Source organism: Capnocytophaga bilenii (assembly GCF_017565765.1).
Classification (GTDB): Bacteria; Bacteroidota; Bacteroidia; order Flavobacteriales; family Flavobacteriaceae; genus Capnocytophaga; species Capnocytophaga bilenii.
The window spans coordinates 255930-273254 of record NZ_JAGDYP010000004.1 but is presented as its reverse complement, the minus strand read 5'-3'; the positions used below and the strand labels follow the sequence as shown (position 1 = coordinate 273254).

At 39.5% G+C, this 17325-nt stretch carries 21 protein-coding genes; 14 read left to right on the top strand and 7 right to left on the bottom strand.

From position 1 onward, the window contains the following. The first annotated feature begins 2 nt into the window (after positions 1 to 2). From J4N46_RS07165 to J4N46_RS07155, 3 genes are read left to right on the top strand one after another with little or no spacing between them, the layout of a single operon-like run. Complete coding sequence (locus J4N46_RS07165) at positions 3 to 473, top strand: DUF6452 family protein (protein WP_394369229.1); 471 nt, start codon at positions 3 to 5, stop codon at positions 471 to 473. Continuing rightward, positions 439 to 1227, top strand: a complete 789-nt coding sequence (locus J4N46_RS07160; RefSeq protein WP_208058735.1) for a DUF6048 family protein — start codon at positions 439 to 441, stop codon at positions 1225 to 1227. Before J4N46_RS07165 ends, J4N46_RS07160 begins: the two co-directional genes overlap by 35 nt. Next, complete coding sequence (locus J4N46_RS07155; protein ID WP_208058734.1) at positions 1227 to 2267, top strand: WD40/YVTN/BNR-like repeat-containing protein; 1041 nt, start codon at positions 1227 to 1229, stop codon at positions 2265 to 2267. The genes J4N46_RS07160 and J4N46_RS07155 overlap by 1 nt, the downstream gene beginning before the upstream one ends. Here the strand turns inward: J4N46_RS07155 and J4N46_RS07150 are convergent. From J4N46_RS07150 to J4N46_RS07140, 3 genes are all read right to left on the bottom strand, one after another. Then, on the bottom strand, positions 2264 to 3349 hold the full coding sequence (locus J4N46_RS07150) for an ATP-binding protein (protein ID WP_208058733.1): 1086 nt from the start codon (positions 3347 to 3349) through the stop codon (positions 2264 to 2266). The two genes, J4N46_RS07155 and J4N46_RS07150, sit on opposite strands and share 4 nt — an antisense overlap. A gap of 162 nt (positions 3350 to 3511) precedes the next feature. Then, positions 3512 to 3703 carry a hypothetical protein gene (locus J4N46_RS07145; protein WP_208058732.1) on the bottom strand — a complete coding sequence of 64 codons (192 nt, stop codon included), beginning with the start codon at positions 3701 to 3703 and terminating at the stop codon, positions 3512 to 3514. A gap of 186 nt (positions 3704 to 3889) precedes the next feature. Further along, positions 3890 to 4999, bottom strand: coding sequence for an aminotransferase class I/II-fold pyridoxal phosphate-dependent enzyme (locus tag J4N46_RS07140; RefSeq protein WP_208058731.1), 1110 nt, complete (start codon positions 4997 to 4999; stop codon positions 3890 to 3892). A gap of 794 nt (positions 5000 to 5793) precedes the next feature. On the opposite strand from J4N46_RS07140, the gene J4N46_RS07135 reads away from it, so the two are divergent. The 4 genes from J4N46_RS07135 to J4N46_RS07120 all read left to right on the top strand — a co-directional run bounded on the left by J4N46_RS07135 (position 5794) and on the right by J4N46_RS07120 (position 7248). Then, the gene (locus tag J4N46_RS07135; RefSeq protein ID WP_208058730.1) at positions 5794 to 6120 is read left to right on the top strand and encodes a YtxH domain-containing protein; all 327 of its coding nucleotides are present in this window, start codon (positions 5794 to 5796) and stop codon (positions 6118 to 6120) included. A 4-nt stretch (positions 6121 to 6124) separates the two neighbouring features. Beyond that, complete coding sequence (locus J4N46_RS07130; RefSeq protein ID WP_208058729.1) at positions 6125 to 6502, top strand: hypothetical protein; 378 nt, start codon at positions 6125 to 6127, stop codon at positions 6500 to 6502. Then, the gene (locus tag J4N46_RS07125; RefSeq protein ID WP_208058728.1) at positions 6492 to 6740 is read left to right on the top strand and encodes a DUF6327 family protein; all 249 of its coding nucleotides are present in this window, start codon (positions 6492 to 6494) and stop codon (positions 6738 to 6740) included. The genes J4N46_RS07130 and J4N46_RS07125 overlap by 11 nt, the downstream gene beginning before the upstream one ends. A 121-nt stretch (positions 6741 to 6861) precedes the next feature. After that, complete coding sequence (locus J4N46_RS07120; protein WP_208058727.1) at positions 6862 to 7248, top strand: hypothetical protein; 387 nt, start codon at positions 6862 to 6864, stop codon at positions 7246 to 7248. Between the two features lie 86 nt (positions 7249 to 7334). On the opposite strand, the gene J4N46_RS07115 is transcribed toward J4N46_RS07120, so the two are convergent. Then, positions 7335 to 7586 carry a GlsB/YeaQ/YmgE family stress response membrane protein gene (locus J4N46_RS07115; protein WP_208058726.1) on the bottom strand — a complete coding sequence of 84 codons (252 nt, stop codon included), beginning with the start codon at positions 7584 to 7586 and terminating at the stop codon, positions 7335 to 7337. 137 nt (positions 7587 to 7723) lie between these two features. On the opposite strand from J4N46_RS07115, the gene J4N46_RS07110 reads away from it, so the two are divergent. The 7 genes from J4N46_RS07110 to J4N46_RS07080 all read left to right on the top strand — a co-directional run bounded on the left by J4N46_RS07110 (position 7724) and on the right by J4N46_RS07080 (position 15626). Then, complete coding sequence (locus tag J4N46_RS07110; RefSeq protein ID WP_208058725.1) at positions 7724 to 8092, top strand: ribosomal maturation YjgA family protein; 369 nt, start codon at positions 7724 to 7726, stop codon at positions 8090 to 8092. Positions 8093 to 8185: 93 nt separating this feature from the next. After that, positions 8186 to 9988: a GH32 C-terminal domain-containing protein gene (locus tag J4N46_RS07105; RefSeq protein WP_208058724.1), complete on the top strand. Its 1803-nt coding sequence runs from the start codon at positions 8186 to 8188 to the stop codon at positions 9986 to 9988. 27 nt (positions 9989 to 10015) lie between these two features. Beyond that, positions 10016 to 10894: a carbohydrate kinase family protein gene (locus tag J4N46_RS07100; RefSeq protein WP_208058723.1), complete on the top strand. Its 879-nt coding sequence runs from the start codon at positions 10016 to 10018 to the stop codon at positions 10892 to 10894. Positions 10895 to 10938: 44 nt separating this feature from the next. Continuing rightward, complete coding sequence (locus J4N46_RS07095; RefSeq protein ID WP_208058722.1) at positions 10939 to 13320, top strand: heavy metal translocating P-type ATPase; 2382 nt, start codon at positions 10939 to 10941, stop codon at positions 13318 to 13320. 103 nt (positions 13321 to 13423) lie between these two features. Further along, on the top strand, positions 13424 to 14512 hold the full coding sequence (locus J4N46_RS07090; RefSeq protein ID WP_208058721.1) for a bifunctional 3-deoxy-7-phosphoheptulonate synthase/chorismate mutase type II: 1089 nt from the start codon (positions 13424 to 13426) through the stop codon (positions 14510 to 14512). Positions 14513 to 14576: 64 nt separating this feature from the next. Beyond that, the gene (def, locus tag J4N46_RS07085; protein ID WP_208058720.1) at positions 14577 to 15167 is read left to right on the top strand and encodes a peptide deformylase; all 591 of its coding nucleotides are present in this window, start codon (positions 14577 to 14579) and stop codon (positions 15165 to 15167) included. Between the two features lie 33 nt (positions 15168 to 15200). Then, positions 15201 to 15626, top strand: a complete 426-nt coding sequence (locus J4N46_RS07080) for a DUF5606 family protein (RefSeq protein ID WP_208058719.1) — start codon at positions 15201 to 15203, stop codon at positions 15624 to 15626. A gap of 82 nt (positions 15627 to 15708) precedes the next feature. Here J4N46_RS07080 and rpmF read toward each other — a convergent pair whose 3' ends face one another. The 3 genes from rpmF to J4N46_RS07065 all read right to left on the bottom strand — a co-directional run bounded on the left by rpmF (position 15709) and on the right by J4N46_RS07065 (position 17316). After that, positions 15709 to 15906, bottom strand: coding sequence for a 50S ribosomal protein L32 (gene rpmF / locus J4N46_RS07075; protein ID WP_009416652.1), 198 nt, complete (start codon positions 15904 to 15906; stop codon positions 15709 to 15711). A gap of 9 nt (positions 15907 to 15915) precedes the next feature. Further along, positions 15916 to 16452: a YceD family protein gene (locus J4N46_RS07070; protein ID WP_208058718.1), complete on the bottom strand. Its 537-nt coding sequence runs from the start codon at positions 16450 to 16452 to the stop codon at positions 15916 to 15918. A 114-nt stretch (positions 16453 to 16566) separates the two neighbouring features. Further along, positions 16567 to 17316, bottom strand: coding sequence for a response regulator transcription factor (locus J4N46_RS07065; RefSeq protein ID WP_009416650.1), 750 nt, complete (start codon positions 17314 to 17316; stop codon positions 16567 to 16569). Positions 17317 to 17325 lie beyond the last annotated feature (9 nt).

The window sequence follows — 17325 nt, the reverse complement described above, 5'->3', positions numbered from 1 at the left end:
ATTTGAAAAGGATATTATTTATCATATTAGCTGCTATGGCAGTGGTGGGTTGCGAATCGGATGAAATATGCGACCGCAATGTGAATACCCCCCGCTTATTGGTGCGTTTTTACGACCCCAACCAGCTTCGTTCGCCTTTTAGTGTTACGAACTTGACTGTTTATGCTGAGGGTAGCTCTAAAGCATTAGTTACCAATGCTACTACCGACTCATTGGCTTTGCCTTTGCGCCTTACTAATCCTACCGTGTACGTACTTCAGAAAATAGAAACGGGCAACGTAACCCGTACCGCTACGCTTACGCTTAGCTACCAAACTCACGAAACTTTTGTAAGTAAGGCTTGTGGCATTAAAACAACCTATAGCACTCTTACTGCGACTATTAGTCCCACTACTTCTTGGCTAAAAGGTATTCGTATTCAAAATTCAACTGTTGATAATGAAAAAAGAGCTCATATTCATTTATATCATTAGTATTGTGCTGTTACTACCTGCGGTGGCTCAAGCTCAAACGCATACGGTTACTACCAAAACGGCTACTAAAACTACTTCTATTGCCTTGCCCAGCAAGCAGGCAGCACCCACTTATAAACAGCGTTACGGATTGCGTGTGGGTGCCGATATCAGTAGGCTTATTATTCCTTTTTTCAATAAAGATTACTATGGTGTAGAGTTTGTAGGCGACTATAGGCTCAGCCAGAATTATTATGCCGCTGCCGAAATAGGTTTTGAACGCAAAGCTACTACTGAAGATTTTTTTGCGTACACTACTCAAGGACAGTATTTGCGCTTAGGCTTTGACTATAATAGCTATGGCAATTGGTATGGTATGGAAAATATGATATACGTGGGGGCACGCTATGGAATTTCGCTTTTTTCGCAAGAGCTTACCTATTATACTTTGCATAAAGACAATCAGTATTTTGATGAATCTGTTGTGGGGACTAATCCGTCTTGGTTGCGAACCTACAATGGTCGTACAGCACATTGGTTGGAAGTAGTAATAGGACTAAAGGCGGAACTATTGCGCAATTTCTATGCTGGTATCAGTATGCACGTGGGCTGCTTGGTACTGCAAACCGGTGCTTCGGGCTTCCCTAATTATTATATTCCTGCTTTTGGGCGTGTGTATGAAAATAGCCGATTTGGCACTAATTTTAACTATACCTTTAGCTACCTGATACCCCTTTACAAAAAGAATAAAGAAACTTCTATTAGCAAAAAATAATGAGATATTTTACAATACTACTTATATTAATCTTGCTTTCGGGCTGCGGTAATAGCAATCCGTATGAGGGAAAAACGATCCGTTTGGCAGTAGTAAAGGATTTTAATTTGCCTAAAGTGAGCGTACGAGCGATGGTTCTTTTAGATAAAAATGTCGCTTTTGCGGGTTCAGATGCTACTTTTGGCTTTATCAATACTCAAAACCAAACAATGGCGACTAATAATTTGAAGAATATACAAGTAATATCCGATTTTAGGGCTGTCGCAGCTACTAAAGAGCGATTTTTTATGCTTTCTATAGCCAATCCTGCCTTGCTGTTTAGAGCAGACCCTACAGGAATGAAAGAAGTGTATAGAGAAGAACACCCTGAAGTGTTTTACGATGCAATGTGCTTTATAGACGACCAATACGGTATAGCCATAGGAGACCCTATTGAAGGACGATTATCGGTGCTAACTACTAATAACGGCGGACTGCAATGGAAAAAGAAAAGTTGGTCGCAAACGCCCAAAATGGCTGAAGGAGAAGCTATTTTTGCAGGTAGCAATTCTGCAATGGCTCGTGTAGGAAAAAAATTGTGGATAGTAACAGGTGGTAGCCAAAGCAGGGTATTTTATTCCGATAATAAGGGATATAAATGGCAAGAATTAGCCGTGTTGCCGTTAGTTCAGGGAAAAGCCTCTCAAGGAGCTTTTTCTGTTGATTTTTACGATAACCAAACGGGGGTAGTAGTAGGAGGAGATTACGAAAATCCTACTCATAAACAGGCTACGGTGGCTATGACTGCCGATGGCGGTAAAACTTGGCGTACTCCTGCCACCAACAAGGTGATGGGCTATGCCAATTGCGTGAAGTACATACCCAATAGCAGAGGATATGCCCTAATGGCAGCAGCGGCTGATGGCATTTACTTTTCTGCTGATAAGGGCGACAGCTGGCAACGCATCGCCAACGAAAGCTATCACGCTCTGCTATTTATTGACGAGCATACTATGATAGCTTCCGGTAACGAACGTATTACGCTTTTTAGGCTTTTTTAAGCATTCATTTGTGAGCATTGGTTGTATAGCTCACGCCACGCAGCTCCGCGTTTCTTCATTACATTTTCTAGGTATTCTTTCCATACCATTTTATCTTTCTCTTCGTCTTTTACGACAGCTCCTTGTAGTCCCGAAGCAAGATCTTCATCGCTTACAGTGCCATTGCCAAAGCTACCTGCTAATGCCATACTATTGGTAATAAGCGATATAGCTTCGGCTGTAGAAATAACACCACTAGGCGATTTAAGTTTTTGTTTATCATCAAGGGTAGCCCCTTTGCGCAATTCGCGGAATATAGTAACTATTTTCTCAATCGCTTCACTGCTTGGTAGGGCAGCTTTTAGCTTGTAATTACTTGATATTTCGGCTACGCGTTTGCTCACAATTGATACCTCTGTTTCTAGGGTAGCAGGAGCCGGCAGTACGATGATGTTGAAACGTCTTTTCAATGCCGACGACATTTCGTTTACCCCTCGGTCGCGAGTGTTAGCAGTTGCGATGATAGAGAAGCCACGTTGTGCAGGCAATTCTTTGCTAAGTTCCGGAATGGCAATAGTTTTTTCTGAAAGAATAGAGATAAGAGCATCTTGCACTTCTGAGGCGCATCGTGAAATTTCCTCAAAGCGTGCAATGCTACCCGTTTCCATAGCGCGATAGATAGGCGATTTAAGCAGCGCTTCGTTAGAAGGTCCGTTGGCTAGTAGCATCGCGTAGTTCCAAGAGTAGCGAATATGTTCTTCGCTGGTGCCTGCGGTACCTTGTATCACCTTGCCCGAGTCGCCACTGATAGCTGCCGTAAGGTTTTCGGAAAGCCACGACTTAGCAGTACCAGGTTCCCCTATAAGGAGCAAAGAGCGGTCGGTAAGGAGCGTAGCAATAGCAATTTCTACCAAGCGGTTATGCCCTATGTATTTAGGGGTAATGTTTACGCCACAAGCTGTTCCTCCCGTTACAAATTTCAGTACTGCTTTGGGCGAGAGTTGCCACCCTATGGGTTTTTCTTCTTTTTTATCTTCTTCCTTAAGAGCCTCCAACTCATTGGCATAGAGTTGTTCGGCTGGAAGGCGTAATACGTTTGACATATATTTGATTTATTAATTAGTCTATTAAATTGGTTTTCTATTTCTTTTAAATAGCACTTAAATGGTTTTTAATTTTGTATTTATTTTTTCGGAAAAATTATATTCTTTCAAAAATATTATTATAATCTTCTCACTTTATTAGCTAATGATGAAAGTATCACTTCATATTCTTCCATAGTTCTCGTAGGCTAATTTTCTGGCTTCTTCTAAAGATATTCCTGTTTCTGGAGATAACTCCCATTCTCTTAAGCGATTATGCAATTCTTTTTTATAAGTATCAGAAATAGTATACTCCTGCTCTTCTATTATTTCAAAATTAAGTCGTTCGAGAGCTATTTTAGTAAGTGTTTCCATAATAATAACTTCTAAAAATTTGCGACAAATATACAACTTTTTTTTAACTTATCAGATGGCTCCCTATAAATCTATCAAAATCCGATTTGAAGAGTTTTCCTGTACTATACGATACTTTTCAAACTCATTAAAAGCATGCGTATAAGCTATGTCAGCAGTTATCCGAAAATATCTTCTGCAAGTGAACTAAACACTAACAACTAAGCCGGAGATTTCCTCTAAAGTGTTATAGCTGTGCAAACAGATGCGCAGTCGTTCTTGCCCTGCGGGTACAGTGGGTGATAGTATGGGCAGTACCCCAAAACCTTTGCTTTGCAACTCCGCCGCTAAGGTTTTTACACGCTCATTGCCCGATACTACTTTAGCTTGTATAGCCGATTGTGAGTCTATAAAACCATCTAACTGCCGCTGTTCCAATTGTTGCCTAAAGTAACGAATATTGTCCTGCAACCCAGCTATAGCCCCCGTGCTACGCAACTGCTCATAACCAGCCCTGATAAGCGCAACGCTGTGCGGCGACATTGCCGTAGTGTATATAAAAGAGCGTGAAAAGTTCAGCAAATACTGCACAACCTCATCGCTTGCTACTACTGCAGCTCCGTGGGCACCTAATGCCTTGCCATAGGTAACAATACGCGCAAAAACACGATGAGCCAAACCTTCAGCTTGCACCAAGCCGCTGCCATACTCCCCAAAAACACCCAAAGCGTGTGCCTCATCTATAGCCACATAAGCACCATAACGCTCTGCCAAAGCTACTAACTCAGGCAAATGCGGGCTGTCGCCGTCCATAGAAAAAACACTTTCAGTAGCAATAAGTACAGTAGCTTCGCCAGTAGCAAAGCGTTGTAGTAACTCTTCCAAATGAGCCAAATCATTGTGCCTGAATTTATACGACTTTGCCAAACTTAGCGATATACCATCGCGTATAGAAGCGTGACAATAGCTATCGTATAAGATAATATCGCCTTTAGTGAGGATACACGAAAAAAAGCCTACATTAGCATCATAGCCCGAATTGTAAAGCAAGGCAGCTTCAGCTTGGTGAAAATCAGCAATATAGCGTTCGGTATCAGCAAAAATAGGCAAGTTGCCAGAGAGCAAGCGCGAACCTGTAGCACCATTGTGAAAAGGATAAGCAGCGAGTATCTCATCAGCACGCTGTGCAATAGCACTATTCCTACTAAAGCCTATATAGTCGTTAGAATAGAAATCAGTAGTAAAATGCCTCTGCTGTAAAGAGCGCAACGCATTAGCTTCAGCACGCTCATCCAATTTTTTATGTATATGGTTCATAGTTAATCCTTAGATTTTATTAGGGTACACTTTTGGTTATCCCTTCAAAAGAAAACAAAAGCAAAGATACAAAATAATGTTTAATGGTTTATGTTTTTATGATTAAAACTTTAGTGGTAACCAATTGCACTTCCTATTGGAACTTGGGTTATCCTTCGGTGCGAGCCGCACAGGCTTTTATTCTTCGCTCAACCTTCGCTCATCCTTCGTCACATACTCGGCTGCGCCAGCTCGCCGACTTTCCTTCGCTCATCCTTCGCTCATCCTTCGTCACATACTCGGCTGCGCCAGCTCGCCGACTTTCCTTCGCTGAAGGTTCGCTCAAGGTTTGGGGAATTTTGAATTTTAAATTGGGCACAAGCTGCAAGCTTGCGCCAGCGGGGGTCTATTTTGCTATTTAGGCTTTACCAATGTAAAAATAGAGTCGTTCTAAATAAAGGCTAAAATTGGAACTCATTTACCTGACTAATTTGCAAAAAAAATAAAAAGAAGAACCTGAAGCAAATAATAATATGAGTTCTTGTTGTAGCTTTTAAACGTCTAAAAATCAAATGTTTACAAAAAAAATAAAGAAAAAAGCAATCAAAAAGTGCTTATAATTTTCTTTTTAGTTTCTTATTCTTTTTTTAAGGCTAAAAAAAAGATAAAAAACAATTAAAAAATAGTCATTTTATTTATAGAAAATTTAAAATGCTTAAAAAAAATAAAAAAGAATTAAAATATCTGATTTTTTTTTGTACCTTTGCATCGTATTGAACTTTATAACTGATTAAATAACTTTAATTTTAAACACTATGTCAAAAACAGTAAATGCCGTATTAGGCTTGGCAGTAGGTACTGCTATAGGGGTAGGTTTGGGCATTCTTTTTGCGCCAGACGAAGGAAAAAACACACGTAAAAGGATTAAAGACACACTTAGAGACAAATCGGATGAATTGAGTGAGGAGTTAGAAAATCTTACAGAGAGCGTGCGTGAAAAATCATTGGAACTAAAAGGTTCCTTGGAAGAAAAAATAGATAGACTTTTTTCAAAATCAAGTAATAAAGCTGAGGATGTAATTAGTCTACTAGAAAGGAAATTAGCTTCACTAAAAGAAGAAGCCGGTAAAATTAAGAAGTAATTTTATGGCGATTTATTCTATTAAAGAAACGTTTGTAGAAGTTCCTACAAAAGCAAATTCAGCCTTTAATTCGCAGTTTGCTTACTATAAACTAATACTTTTTAGGTTTATAGCTAAGTCTTCGTATGGGCTTATAACTTTTTTTATTTATGCCTTTGCCTGCTTATTAATATTATTTTTTCTGTCATTTGCCACTGCTTATGCCATAGGCGAAGCTTTAGGAAGTAATGGTTTGGGATTTTTTATTGTAGGAGCTTTCTATATATTGTTATCGTTAGTAGTTTTATTGTTTCGAAAGAAACTAATTGAGAGGTCGCTATTGCAAAAACTATCAGAAATCTATTTTAAATCTGACCCAGAAGACGAAGAAAATGAACAATAAGACTTATTCATCATTTGAAGAAATTGATAATGAAATTAGACTACTTCGATTAGAAAAAGAGATTGACAGACTATCTCTATCGCAACAGGTATCGGCTTCAGCAGAAAGTTTGAGTCCAAAAAATTTATTAGCTAATACTTGGATCTCTCTTTTATTTAATAAAAAAAGATGGATAAATATAGCTTTAGGCTATGGTGTGCAATTTTTAGCAAAACGATATTTAAACAAAAATCTGTAATAAGATTTATTTTTCGATAACTAGCCAAAAAACTTATTTTAAAACTATTCAATTTGAATAAATCTTTACCAAGGCTTTATTGCCTCAAAATTTTACATTAACTTTTTAAATTTAACCAAGCATGAAAAAATTTATTGCCTTAGTAACAGTGATTTGTTTATCACTAGTAGCTTTTTCTTGTGCATCTTGCAGCAAGAAAGATGACCCTGCTGACAATGACCTTTTTGTAGGAACCTACAAAGGTGAAATTTCTTTTGCAAAAGGAGAAGAGAAAAAAATTGTTGAGAATGGTTCAGTAACAGTTGTTAAAGCAGGGAATGATTATTATTTCCGTTTTTCAGATGGTATTGAAGACCTAAAAGGTGTTAGCTTCAAAAAAGAGGGAGCTAATACTTTAGTAAACATTGACTTGGAAGATGGTTTAAAAATAATTAGAATCAATGCCTCTTCATTGAACATTCTGTATACTACAGATGGAAAAACTTGGTTTGCTAAAGCAAAAAGGTAGTTCCAAGAAAATGAGTATGAAAAAGACCGAAAATATTAGATATTTTCGGTCTTTTTCTATTTTTAACATTTGCGCTTCTTGCCTTGTTATTTCTTTTTAAATATCAAATTTATCAAAAATAAAATGACAATAGCTCCAATAGCACCTGTTAAGATAGCACCAATCCATCCTTCTCCAAGTGAGATGTGAAGTACGTTTTCTAAAAGCCAGTACCCAACGCTACTTCCAAGAATACCTATAATGATATTTCCTATAAGTCCTAATCCACTACCTTTGTAGATAGTTCCTCCTAACCATCCAGCGATGGCTCCAATGATAAGTGTAGCAATAATTCCCATAAGTTAAAATTTTAAATTAAAGCGCAAAAATAATAAATTATTATTTAATTTGCAAAAAAAATGTATATTTGTGCGTGCTTTTTCAGAATAATAAAAAAATCATATTTTTGACTATGTCGCGGAATAAGAATCATAAAATGGAAATAAAATTTAATAGAAAATATGCCTTATGGGCATTAGCTTTGCTGGGGGTGGAGTTTCTTATCGCTACGGTGTTTAGCGGTATAGGCTTCATTAGGGGGTATATAGGCGATGTATTGGTGGTGATACTGCTATACTACTTGGTTCTTTCGGTAGTGAAAGTAAAAAACAAACGTAAACTGATAGTGGGTATCTTCCTTTTTGCTGTATTGGTAGAGGTGTTGCAGTACTTTGGGGTGGCTACTTATTTGGGCTTTGCAAAAGGGAGTTTGGGCTACATCATCTTAGGTAACCACTTTTCGTGGGGCGATATACTATGCTACGGCGTAGGCTGCCTTATCTTAGGTTTGACAATTCGCCGCTGATAAATCATAATTAAAAAAGTTTTTATTTTGTTTGTTGGTTATGCTATTTTTTACTACCTTTGTACGATAAATTAACGTTCATTATTGAAAACTATGAAAAACGACAACACTCTAAAAACACTTACTGCCGCAGGGCTTCTTGCTCTTGCAGTTGCTTGTGAGCAACCTGCTCAAAACAAACTTGCTGATAACTTGTATATGTATACTATTGAGGTACAACAAAAATACTTATTGCTGCCTATAGAGAACGAAGCTACTGAAGTGAAAATGCAACTATTGGTGGAAAATACGCCTATAGGCGAGCCTATCAACATCAGGATTGCCCAAAACCAAATTGACTACTGGATACCCATAGAAATAGAGGCTTACAAGGGCAAAAAGTTGACCCTCTCTTTCAACGAAGCTCAAAACGCTCGTATGGGATTCAGCAAAATTAAGCAATCGGCAAACTACAATTTTGTTTATCAGGAAAAATACCGTCCGCTATATCATTTCAGTCCGCAATATGGCTGGACTAACGACCCTAACGGAATGGTATACTACAAGGGTGAATACCATCTTTTCTTTCAATACAATCCTTACGGCTGCAAATGGGGAAATATGCACTGGGGGCACGCTGTTAGCAAAGATTTAGTGCAATGGGAAGAGCTTCCTTATGCGTTGGCTCCTGATAAATTGGGGGCTATCTATTCGGGTTGTGTAGTGATTGACAAAGATAATACGGCAGGCTTTGGCAAAGATGCTATGGTAGCTATCTTTACCTCGGCAGGTGAGCAACAAGTACAATCATTAGCCTATAGCCTTGATAACGGGCGTACTTTTACCAAATACGAAGGTAACCCTGTGCTCACTCACCCTACTATTGTAGATTTCCGAGACCCGAAAGTGTTTTGGTATGCTCCTACCCAACAATGGATAATGAGCCTTGCTACGAGCCAAACTATTACTTTTTACGGTTCTAAAAACTTGAAAGAATGGACACAGCTAAGCGAATTTGGTGAAGGGATAGGCAACCACGATGGGGTATGGGAGTGCCCTGACCTCTTTCCGCTTACTTATGAGGGACAAACCAAATGGGTACTTTTTGTGAGTATCAACCCAGGTAGCCCCAATGGTGGTAGTGCTACACAATACTTCATTGGGAATTTTGACGGCAAGACTTTCACCCCTGACCCTCTGCCCTACCCTCTTTGGATAGACTATGGGCGTGATAACTACGCTGGCGTAACTTGGAACAACGTGCCTGCCGAAGACGGACGCCGCTTATTTATAGGCTGGATGAGCAATTGGGACTATGCTAATGAAGTGCCCACTACAAACTTCCGCAACGCAATGACCCTAGCTCGCACGCTGAATTTAGCCCACAATGGCGAACATTTAGTAGTAGCCAGCAAGCCTGTAAAAGAGATGGAACGACTTCGCAATGAAACTATTAGCTTGCCTAATAAAACGGCTACTACCACTACTTTTGAGCAGTTACTCAATAATAACGATGGTGCTTACGAGCTCACTTTTAGTATTATCCCCAACGGCAGTGATAACTTTAGCTTTTCGCTCCTAAATGACAAGGGGGAAGAACTTACCTACATTTTTGACATCGCTAATAAAACGTTAGTGACCAACCGCGCCAAAAGTAGTGTGGCTTTCAATGCTAATTTTGCAGCAATGCTCATCAAAGCTCCTCTTACAGCGAAAAAGAGTTATACGATACGCCTTTTAGTAGATAAAGCCTCTACCGAGCTATTTGTAAATGACGGAGAAGTGGTGCAAACCAACACTATATTCCCTACTGAAGCCTATAATGCCCTCCGTTTTAAAACTGATAAAGGCACGCTTAGCATCAAGAATGTAACTATTTACAAACTCAGTGCAAGTGAAACGGCGATATCTTATTAATTGAAAATTACTTAAAAAAATAAAAGAATGAAAAATACAGTAGTAGGATTAGGAGAAATTCTTTGGGATATATTCCCCGAAAGGAAAGTATTAGGCGGAGCACCAGCTAATTTTGCCTATCACGCTTCGCAATTTGGATTCAATGGTTATGCTGTAAGCGCTATTGGCAATGACCTGCTGGGTAAAGAAATTCTGAAAAGCCTTGAAGAAAAAGAGCTCAACTACCTTATTGAGCAAACCGACTTCCCGACAGGCATCGTAAAAGTGCAGTTGGACGGCAGAGGTATCCCCACCTATGAAATTACCGAAAACGTTGCTTGGGATAATATTCCGTTTACCACACGACTGGAAAATTTAGCCAAAAACACAACTACCGTTTGTTTCGGTTCACTTGCACAGCGCAACGAGGTATCACGGGCTACTATTCACAAGTTTTTAGACCTGATGCCCGCCGATAGCCTAAAAGTATTTGACATTAATCTGCGGCTGAAATACTTCAGCAAAGATATTATAACAACATCACTCAATAAAGCTTCGGCACTGAAAATAAACGATGAAGAAATAGTAAAAATTGCTGAAATATTTGAGCTACAAGGTACTGATGAAGAGCTATGCCAGCAGCTATTGGATAAATACAAGTTGAAATTCTTGATACTCACCAAAGGCACACGAGGTAGTTATGTACTTACACCTTACGAAAAGTCGTTTTTGGCAACTCCAAAAGTTACGATAGCCGATACTGTGGGTGCAGGCGATTCATTTACGGCAGCCTTTGTGGCTTCGTACCTGAACGGGCGCAGCATAGCGCAATCGCACCAATTGGCTGTTGAGGTATCTGCCTATGTATGTCAGCAACACGGTGCGATGCCACGTTTGGCTGATGCCCACTTAGAACTTTTTAGATAAACTTTATTATCCCTATTAATTTTCAACCATCAATCATTATAAAAATGGAATATTTTGTAAAAGGTATGGGCTGTGCAGGGTGTGCTCGTACTATTGAAAAAAAACTGAATGAACTCCCTGAAGTAATTGAAGCTACTGTTGATTTTAGTAGCAAAAAAGCGAGCGTAAAAACCCATAATAACGTATCTTTAGATACCCTACAGCAAGCCTTAGCCGGCACTCATTATAGTTTATCACTTACCGCTGATGCGCCTACAACAAGCACTACAGCAACAAAATCTACACACAAACCACCCCAAGGGACGGTATTTTATTGCCCTATGCACTGCGAGGGCGACAAGACCTACGACCACCCAGGCAATTGCCCCGTGTGCGGTATGGACTTAGTACCGCAGGCAAGCCTTGCCCATCAAGAGGGGCACGAAGACAAGCAACGCCGCTCACTACAGCAAAAGTTGCTCATTGCGATTATTTGTACGCTTCCTATTTTTATAATTTCAATGGTGGGAATGTCGCACGAGAGTCCTCTTTATGCCATAATGCCCCCTGCCTATTGGGACTGGGTGCAGGCAGTGCTATCGCTGCCCGTAGTGTTCTACAGCGGAGCTATGTTTTTTGGCAGAGCTTGGAAAAGCCTGAAAACCAAAAACTTCAATATGTTTACCCTTATAGGCATAGGAGCGGGTGTGGCTTGGGGGCTCAGTATTCTCGCATTGTGCTTTCCTCAATTCTTCCCTGAACAATTCAAAGAGCACGGTCGTGTACATCTCTATTTTGAAGCAGCAACCGTTATACTCACTTTGGTACTCTTGGGACAACTCTTAGAAGCTAATGCCCACAGCCGTACCCAACAAGCCATAAAATTATTGCTAAAACTCACCCCCAACAAAGCAACCAAAGTTATAGGTAATAACGAGACCGAAGTAGCTATTGATGAGGTACTTATAGGCGACCTTTTGCGGGTAAAACCAGGTGAAAAAATACCTGTAGACGGCATTATCACACAAGGCAATGCCACTATAGACGAGAGTATGCTAACGGGAGAGCCTATAGCCGTAGAAAAAAAGGAAGGTGATAGCGTATCGGCAGGGACACTCAACGGCAACCAATCTTTTGTAATGCAAGCCAAAAAAGTAGGTTCTGAAACCCTTTTGGCACAGATTATCACAATGGTACAGCAAGCGAGCCAAAGCCGCGCTCCGTTACAAAAATTGGCTGACAGGATATCTGCCTATTTTGTACCTATTGTAATAGGTATTTCACTACTCACCTTTGTATTGTGGGCTATTTTTGCTACTGAAAACAACTATACCTACGCCTTGCTGAACGCCATAGCTGTACTCATTATCGCTTGTCCTTGCGCTTTAGGTTTAGCGACCCCAATGTCGGTAATGGTGGGGGTAGGTAAAGGTGCGCAAAATGGTATTCTCATCAAAGAAGCCGAAGCGATTGAGGAGTTCAATAAAATAGATACTTTGGTAGTAGATAAAACAGGCACCTTGACTGAGGGCAAGCCTATAGTAAGTGAAGTTATTAGCTTCAACAATACCGCTGAAAGCGAGCTGCTGCCTATATTATACGCCTTGAATCAGCATTCTGAGCACCCTCTTGCTAAAGCTACTAATGCTTATTGCCAATCAAAAGGCATTACCCCCCTACCCTTTACTAACTTTAAAGCTATTACAGGGCAAGGCGTTAGTGCTGTTATTCAGCAAGATAACTACTATTTTGGCAACCAAAAGCTGCTCGCTTCCGCAGGGATAAGCCTCACCGAAGCACAGCAAAGCACTATTGCAGCACAGCAAGAGCAAGGGAAAACAATTTCGCTCATTGCCAATAGCCATAGCCTTTTGGGAGCAGTAGCCATTACTGACCCTATAAAGCCTTCGGCGATTACTGCCTTGCAAGAATTACAAAACTTAGGCGTAGAAGTGATAATGCTCACCGGCGATAACCCACTCACTGCCAAAGCAGTAGCCCAAACTATGCAGCTTGCGCACTACAAAGCCGAAATGTTGCCTCACGACAAGCGCAACGAGATAGTACGCTTGCAGGCTGAAGGCAAAAAAGTAGCAATGGCAGGCGATGGCATCAACGATGCTCCTGCTTTAGCACAAGCTAATGTGGGTATTGCGATGGGTACGGGCACTGATGTGGCTATAGAAAGTGCTCAAATTACCTTAGTAAAAGGCGACCTTAGCGGTATACTAAAAGCTAAAAAATTGAGCAAAGCTGTAGTGAAAAACATACGCGAAAACCTATTTTTTGCGCTAATATACAACACAGTAGGCATTCCTGTAGCTGCAGGTGTTCTCTATCCGTTCTTTGGCATTCTTCTATCACCAATGTTGGGTGCATTGGCTATGAGTTTCAGCTCGGTAAGCGTGATAAGCAATGCTTTACGACTAAGACGCCTAAAATTATAAGCAAAGTTTATTTTTAACGGAAAATTAAACATTATTTCTTATCTTTGCCCCTATCTAACCACCATTACCCAACAATAATTACTAACAACTAATAAATAACAAAATGGAAATTACACAAGAAAACCGACAATGGTTGGATGATTTGCAGCTAAATCATCCTGTGGTAATAGCAGGACCTTGTAGTGCGGAAACAGAATCGCAAGTACTCAATATAGCTCATAGTTTAAAAAACACAGATGTATCTTTCTACAGAGCAGGTATTTGGAAACCACGCACGCGCCCAGGTATGTTTGAAGGTGTTGGTGCTCTTGGACTGAAATGGTTGCAGCGTGTAAAAGAAGAAACAGGACTTAAAACAGCTACCGAAGTAGCTAATAAAGACCACGTAAAACTTGCCTTAGAGCACGATATTGATATGCTTTGGATTGGAGCCCGTTCTACCGTTAGCCCTTTTATTATCCAAGAAATAGCTGATGAATTGGAAGGTACTGATAAAATTGTATTGGTAAAGAACCCTGTAAACCCCGATTTAGCTCTTTGGATAGGTGCTATAGAACGCCTGCAACGCGCTAATATTAAAAACTTAGGCGTAATACACCGCGGTTTCTCTACCTACGAAAAAACGAAATACCGCAATATCCCTGAATGGCAGTTGGTAATTGAGTTGCAAAACAAATTCCCTCTCTTGCCACTCATCTGCGACCCCTCGCATATTACAGGCAAGCGTGACCTTATCTTCGATGTATCGCAAACTGCTCTTGACCTCAATTTTGATGGTTTGATGATTGAAACACACTGCACCCCCGATGAGGCTTGGAGCGATGCTGCTCAGCAAGTTACACCAGCACAATTGGTGCAGATAATGAAAGACCTACGCATACGAAAAACTTCAGTTGCCGAAGAAGATTACCTAAGTCAGCTTGGCACACTACGCTCTCATATTGATATTTTAGACGACCAGCTTCTGGATACACTCAAAAAACGTATGGAAATAGCTGAAGAAATAGGTAAACTTAAAAAAGCTAATAACGTAGCTATTTTGCAAAATCAACGTTGGCACGAAATATTAGGCAAAGTAGTATTAGAAGGGCAACAACACAACCTGAGCGAAGAGTTTGTAATACAAATATTTAAAGCGATACACCAAGAGTCTATCAACAGACAAGAGCGCGTTACACGGGCTGCAAATTAGTAAGCTCTTTGCTAATTGACCAATTATTTGTACCTTTGCACCCTCAATGAAAAAAAATAATACAATGATTCTACCCATTATTGCTTACGGAGACCCTGTGCTTAGAAAAGTAAGCGCAGATATTACCCCAGCCTACCCCGACCTTAAATCGTTGATTGCTAATATGTACGACACTATGAATAACGCCAATGGAGTAGGTTTGGCAGCTCCTCAAGTTGGTTTGGCTATACGCCTATTTGTAGTGGATACTGCGCCCTTTGCTGATGATGAAGACCTTACTGCTGAGGAACAAAAATTCCTATTAGGATTCAAAAAAGTATTTATCAATGCTAAAATCACAGAGGAAACAGGTAAAAAATGGCTATTCAACGAGGGTTGTTTAAGCATTCCTGGTGTGCGTGAAGATGTAAGTAGAAACGAGCAAATTACTATTGAGTTTCTTGATGAGGATTTCAAACCTCAAAAGCTTACTCTCAATGGATTGGCAGCTCGCGTAGTACAACACGAATACGACCATATAGAAGGGATTTTATTCACTGATAAAATTTCTTCTCTGAAAAAACAGCTTATTAAAGGCAAACTTGCTAACATCAGTAAAGGAAAAGTAAATGTAGATTACCGTATGAAGTTTCCTGAACTCAAAGGTAAAAGATAATAGTTTAAACTTAATAACATTAATAACTTAATAATGAATTTAACAAAAATACTTGCCATATCGGGCAAACCTGGCTTATATCGCTTAGAAGTACAAACACGCGGTGGCTTTTTGGCTACCTCATTAGCAGACGATAAACGCATCACTGTGGGGATACGAAACAATGTGAGTCTATTGTCTGAGATTGCAATCTATACTATCGACAAAGAGGTGCCTTTAGCAGAAATTTTTAATAGTATGAAGGCTCTTGAGCAAGGTAATGAAGCACGAGTATCAGCTAAAGCTGATGGAGCTACTTTAGAAAGCTATTTTGCTGAAGTACTTCCTACTTACGACCGCGACCGTGTATATGCCAGCGACATCAAGAAAGTAATACAGTGGTATAACCTTTTATTGAAAAAGGGTTTGCTGGAAGAAGAAGCTGAGGCAACTCCTGATACTACTAGTGCTACAGAATAAACAAATACTCAATAACAACAAAAAAGGACAATCGGGGTGATTGTCCTTTTTTGTTGTTTAACCAAATTAAAATCTTGAAAAACTATTCAGCAGCTTCAGCTGTGTTATCAATAAGTACTTGACCTCGGTAATATAACTTACCTTCATACCAATGTGCTCGGTGGTACAAGTGATTTTCACCTGTTACAGGGTCTTTTGCTATTTGAGGAACTACCGCTACATCGTGTGTTCTTCTTTTATCTCTTCTTGTTTTTGACTGTCTTCGTTTAGGATGTGCCATTACTTAATTTTATTTATCTGTTATTAAATTCTTTAAACTTTCCCAGCGCGGATCTATTGCATTATTTTCTTCTTCAGCTTCAGCATAAGGGGCGAGTGCTTTAAGTCGTTCTAATACCTCCGATTGCATCGTGCCATTAAGTACATCGGGGTGTACTCTTTTAGCTGGTATTGATAAGACTATAAGCTCGTAAATATATTGTGCTACATTTAGCAAATGCTCCCCGTGAGGCAGTATTAGTAATTCACCATCGTCATCGTTATAGGCATCGCCAAATTTTACTACCAATAATAATTCTCCCTGCACTGCAAGGTTGAAGGGCTCGCTTGATACATCACAATTTACATTTACAGTGCCTTCATTTTTGAAGTGCAACTCCATAAAGGTACTCTTTTTACTTAAAAGAATGGTAACCTTTTGGTTGATATCATTCACTTCATCAAAACTAAAGAGTTGTAAAAAATCTTTGTTGATGTTGTACTCAAATTGGTGCTCACCTTGCTTTAAGCCAACAAAAGAAATATCGTATTCTTTTAATTTTTTCATAGCTTATGATGTGAGAAGGAGCTTTAAACTCTCTTCTCTGAACAACCTGAATTGTTTTCAAGCGGCAAAATTAATACTTTTTTTTTACCTACCAAAGTTTTTTTACAAAAAAAGCTATACAAAGCTATCTGTATCTTTGTTGGCTACCAATCTAAATCCTTCGCCGTGAATGTTTAAAATCTCTACTTTACTATCTTTTTTGAGTAGTTTTCTCAATTTAGCAATATACACGTCCATACTGCGCGAAGTAAAATAGTTATCATCTTTCCAGATTTTAGAAAGTGCTAACTCGCGTGACATAAAGTCATCGGTGTGTAGTGCTAAAAGTCGTAATAATTCGTTTTCCTTAGGAGATAGCTTTACGGGTTCTTCGTCTTTGTATTTGAGAATACGCAGTTTAGTATTCAAGAAGAATTTACCTATTTCAAACTCAAATTTGTTGTTGTCAATCATTGTTTCGATGGTTTTTCGTTGTAGCATCGAGCGTATTTTCATCAACAAGATTTCGGAGTCGAAGGGTTTGTTCAGGTAGTCGTCTCCACCAGAACGATATCCTTTTATCACATCTTCGCGCATAGTGCGGGCTGTGAGAAAAATAATAGGTATTTTCTCATTTTTTTCGCGTATTTCTCGGGCTAACGTAAAGCCGTCTTTATAAGGCATCATTACGTCTAAAATGCATAGGTCGAAGGTTTCTTTTTTGAATTTTTCGTATCCTTCCATTCCATTTTTTGCCAGTGCTACATCAAAACCACTCATCAGCAAGTAGTCTTTTAGTACTGTACCAAAATTAGGATCGTCTTCTACCAATAGAATGCGTTTGCTTTCAGCTGGTGTTTTTGGAGCATAATAGTTTCCATTCATAGTTACAAA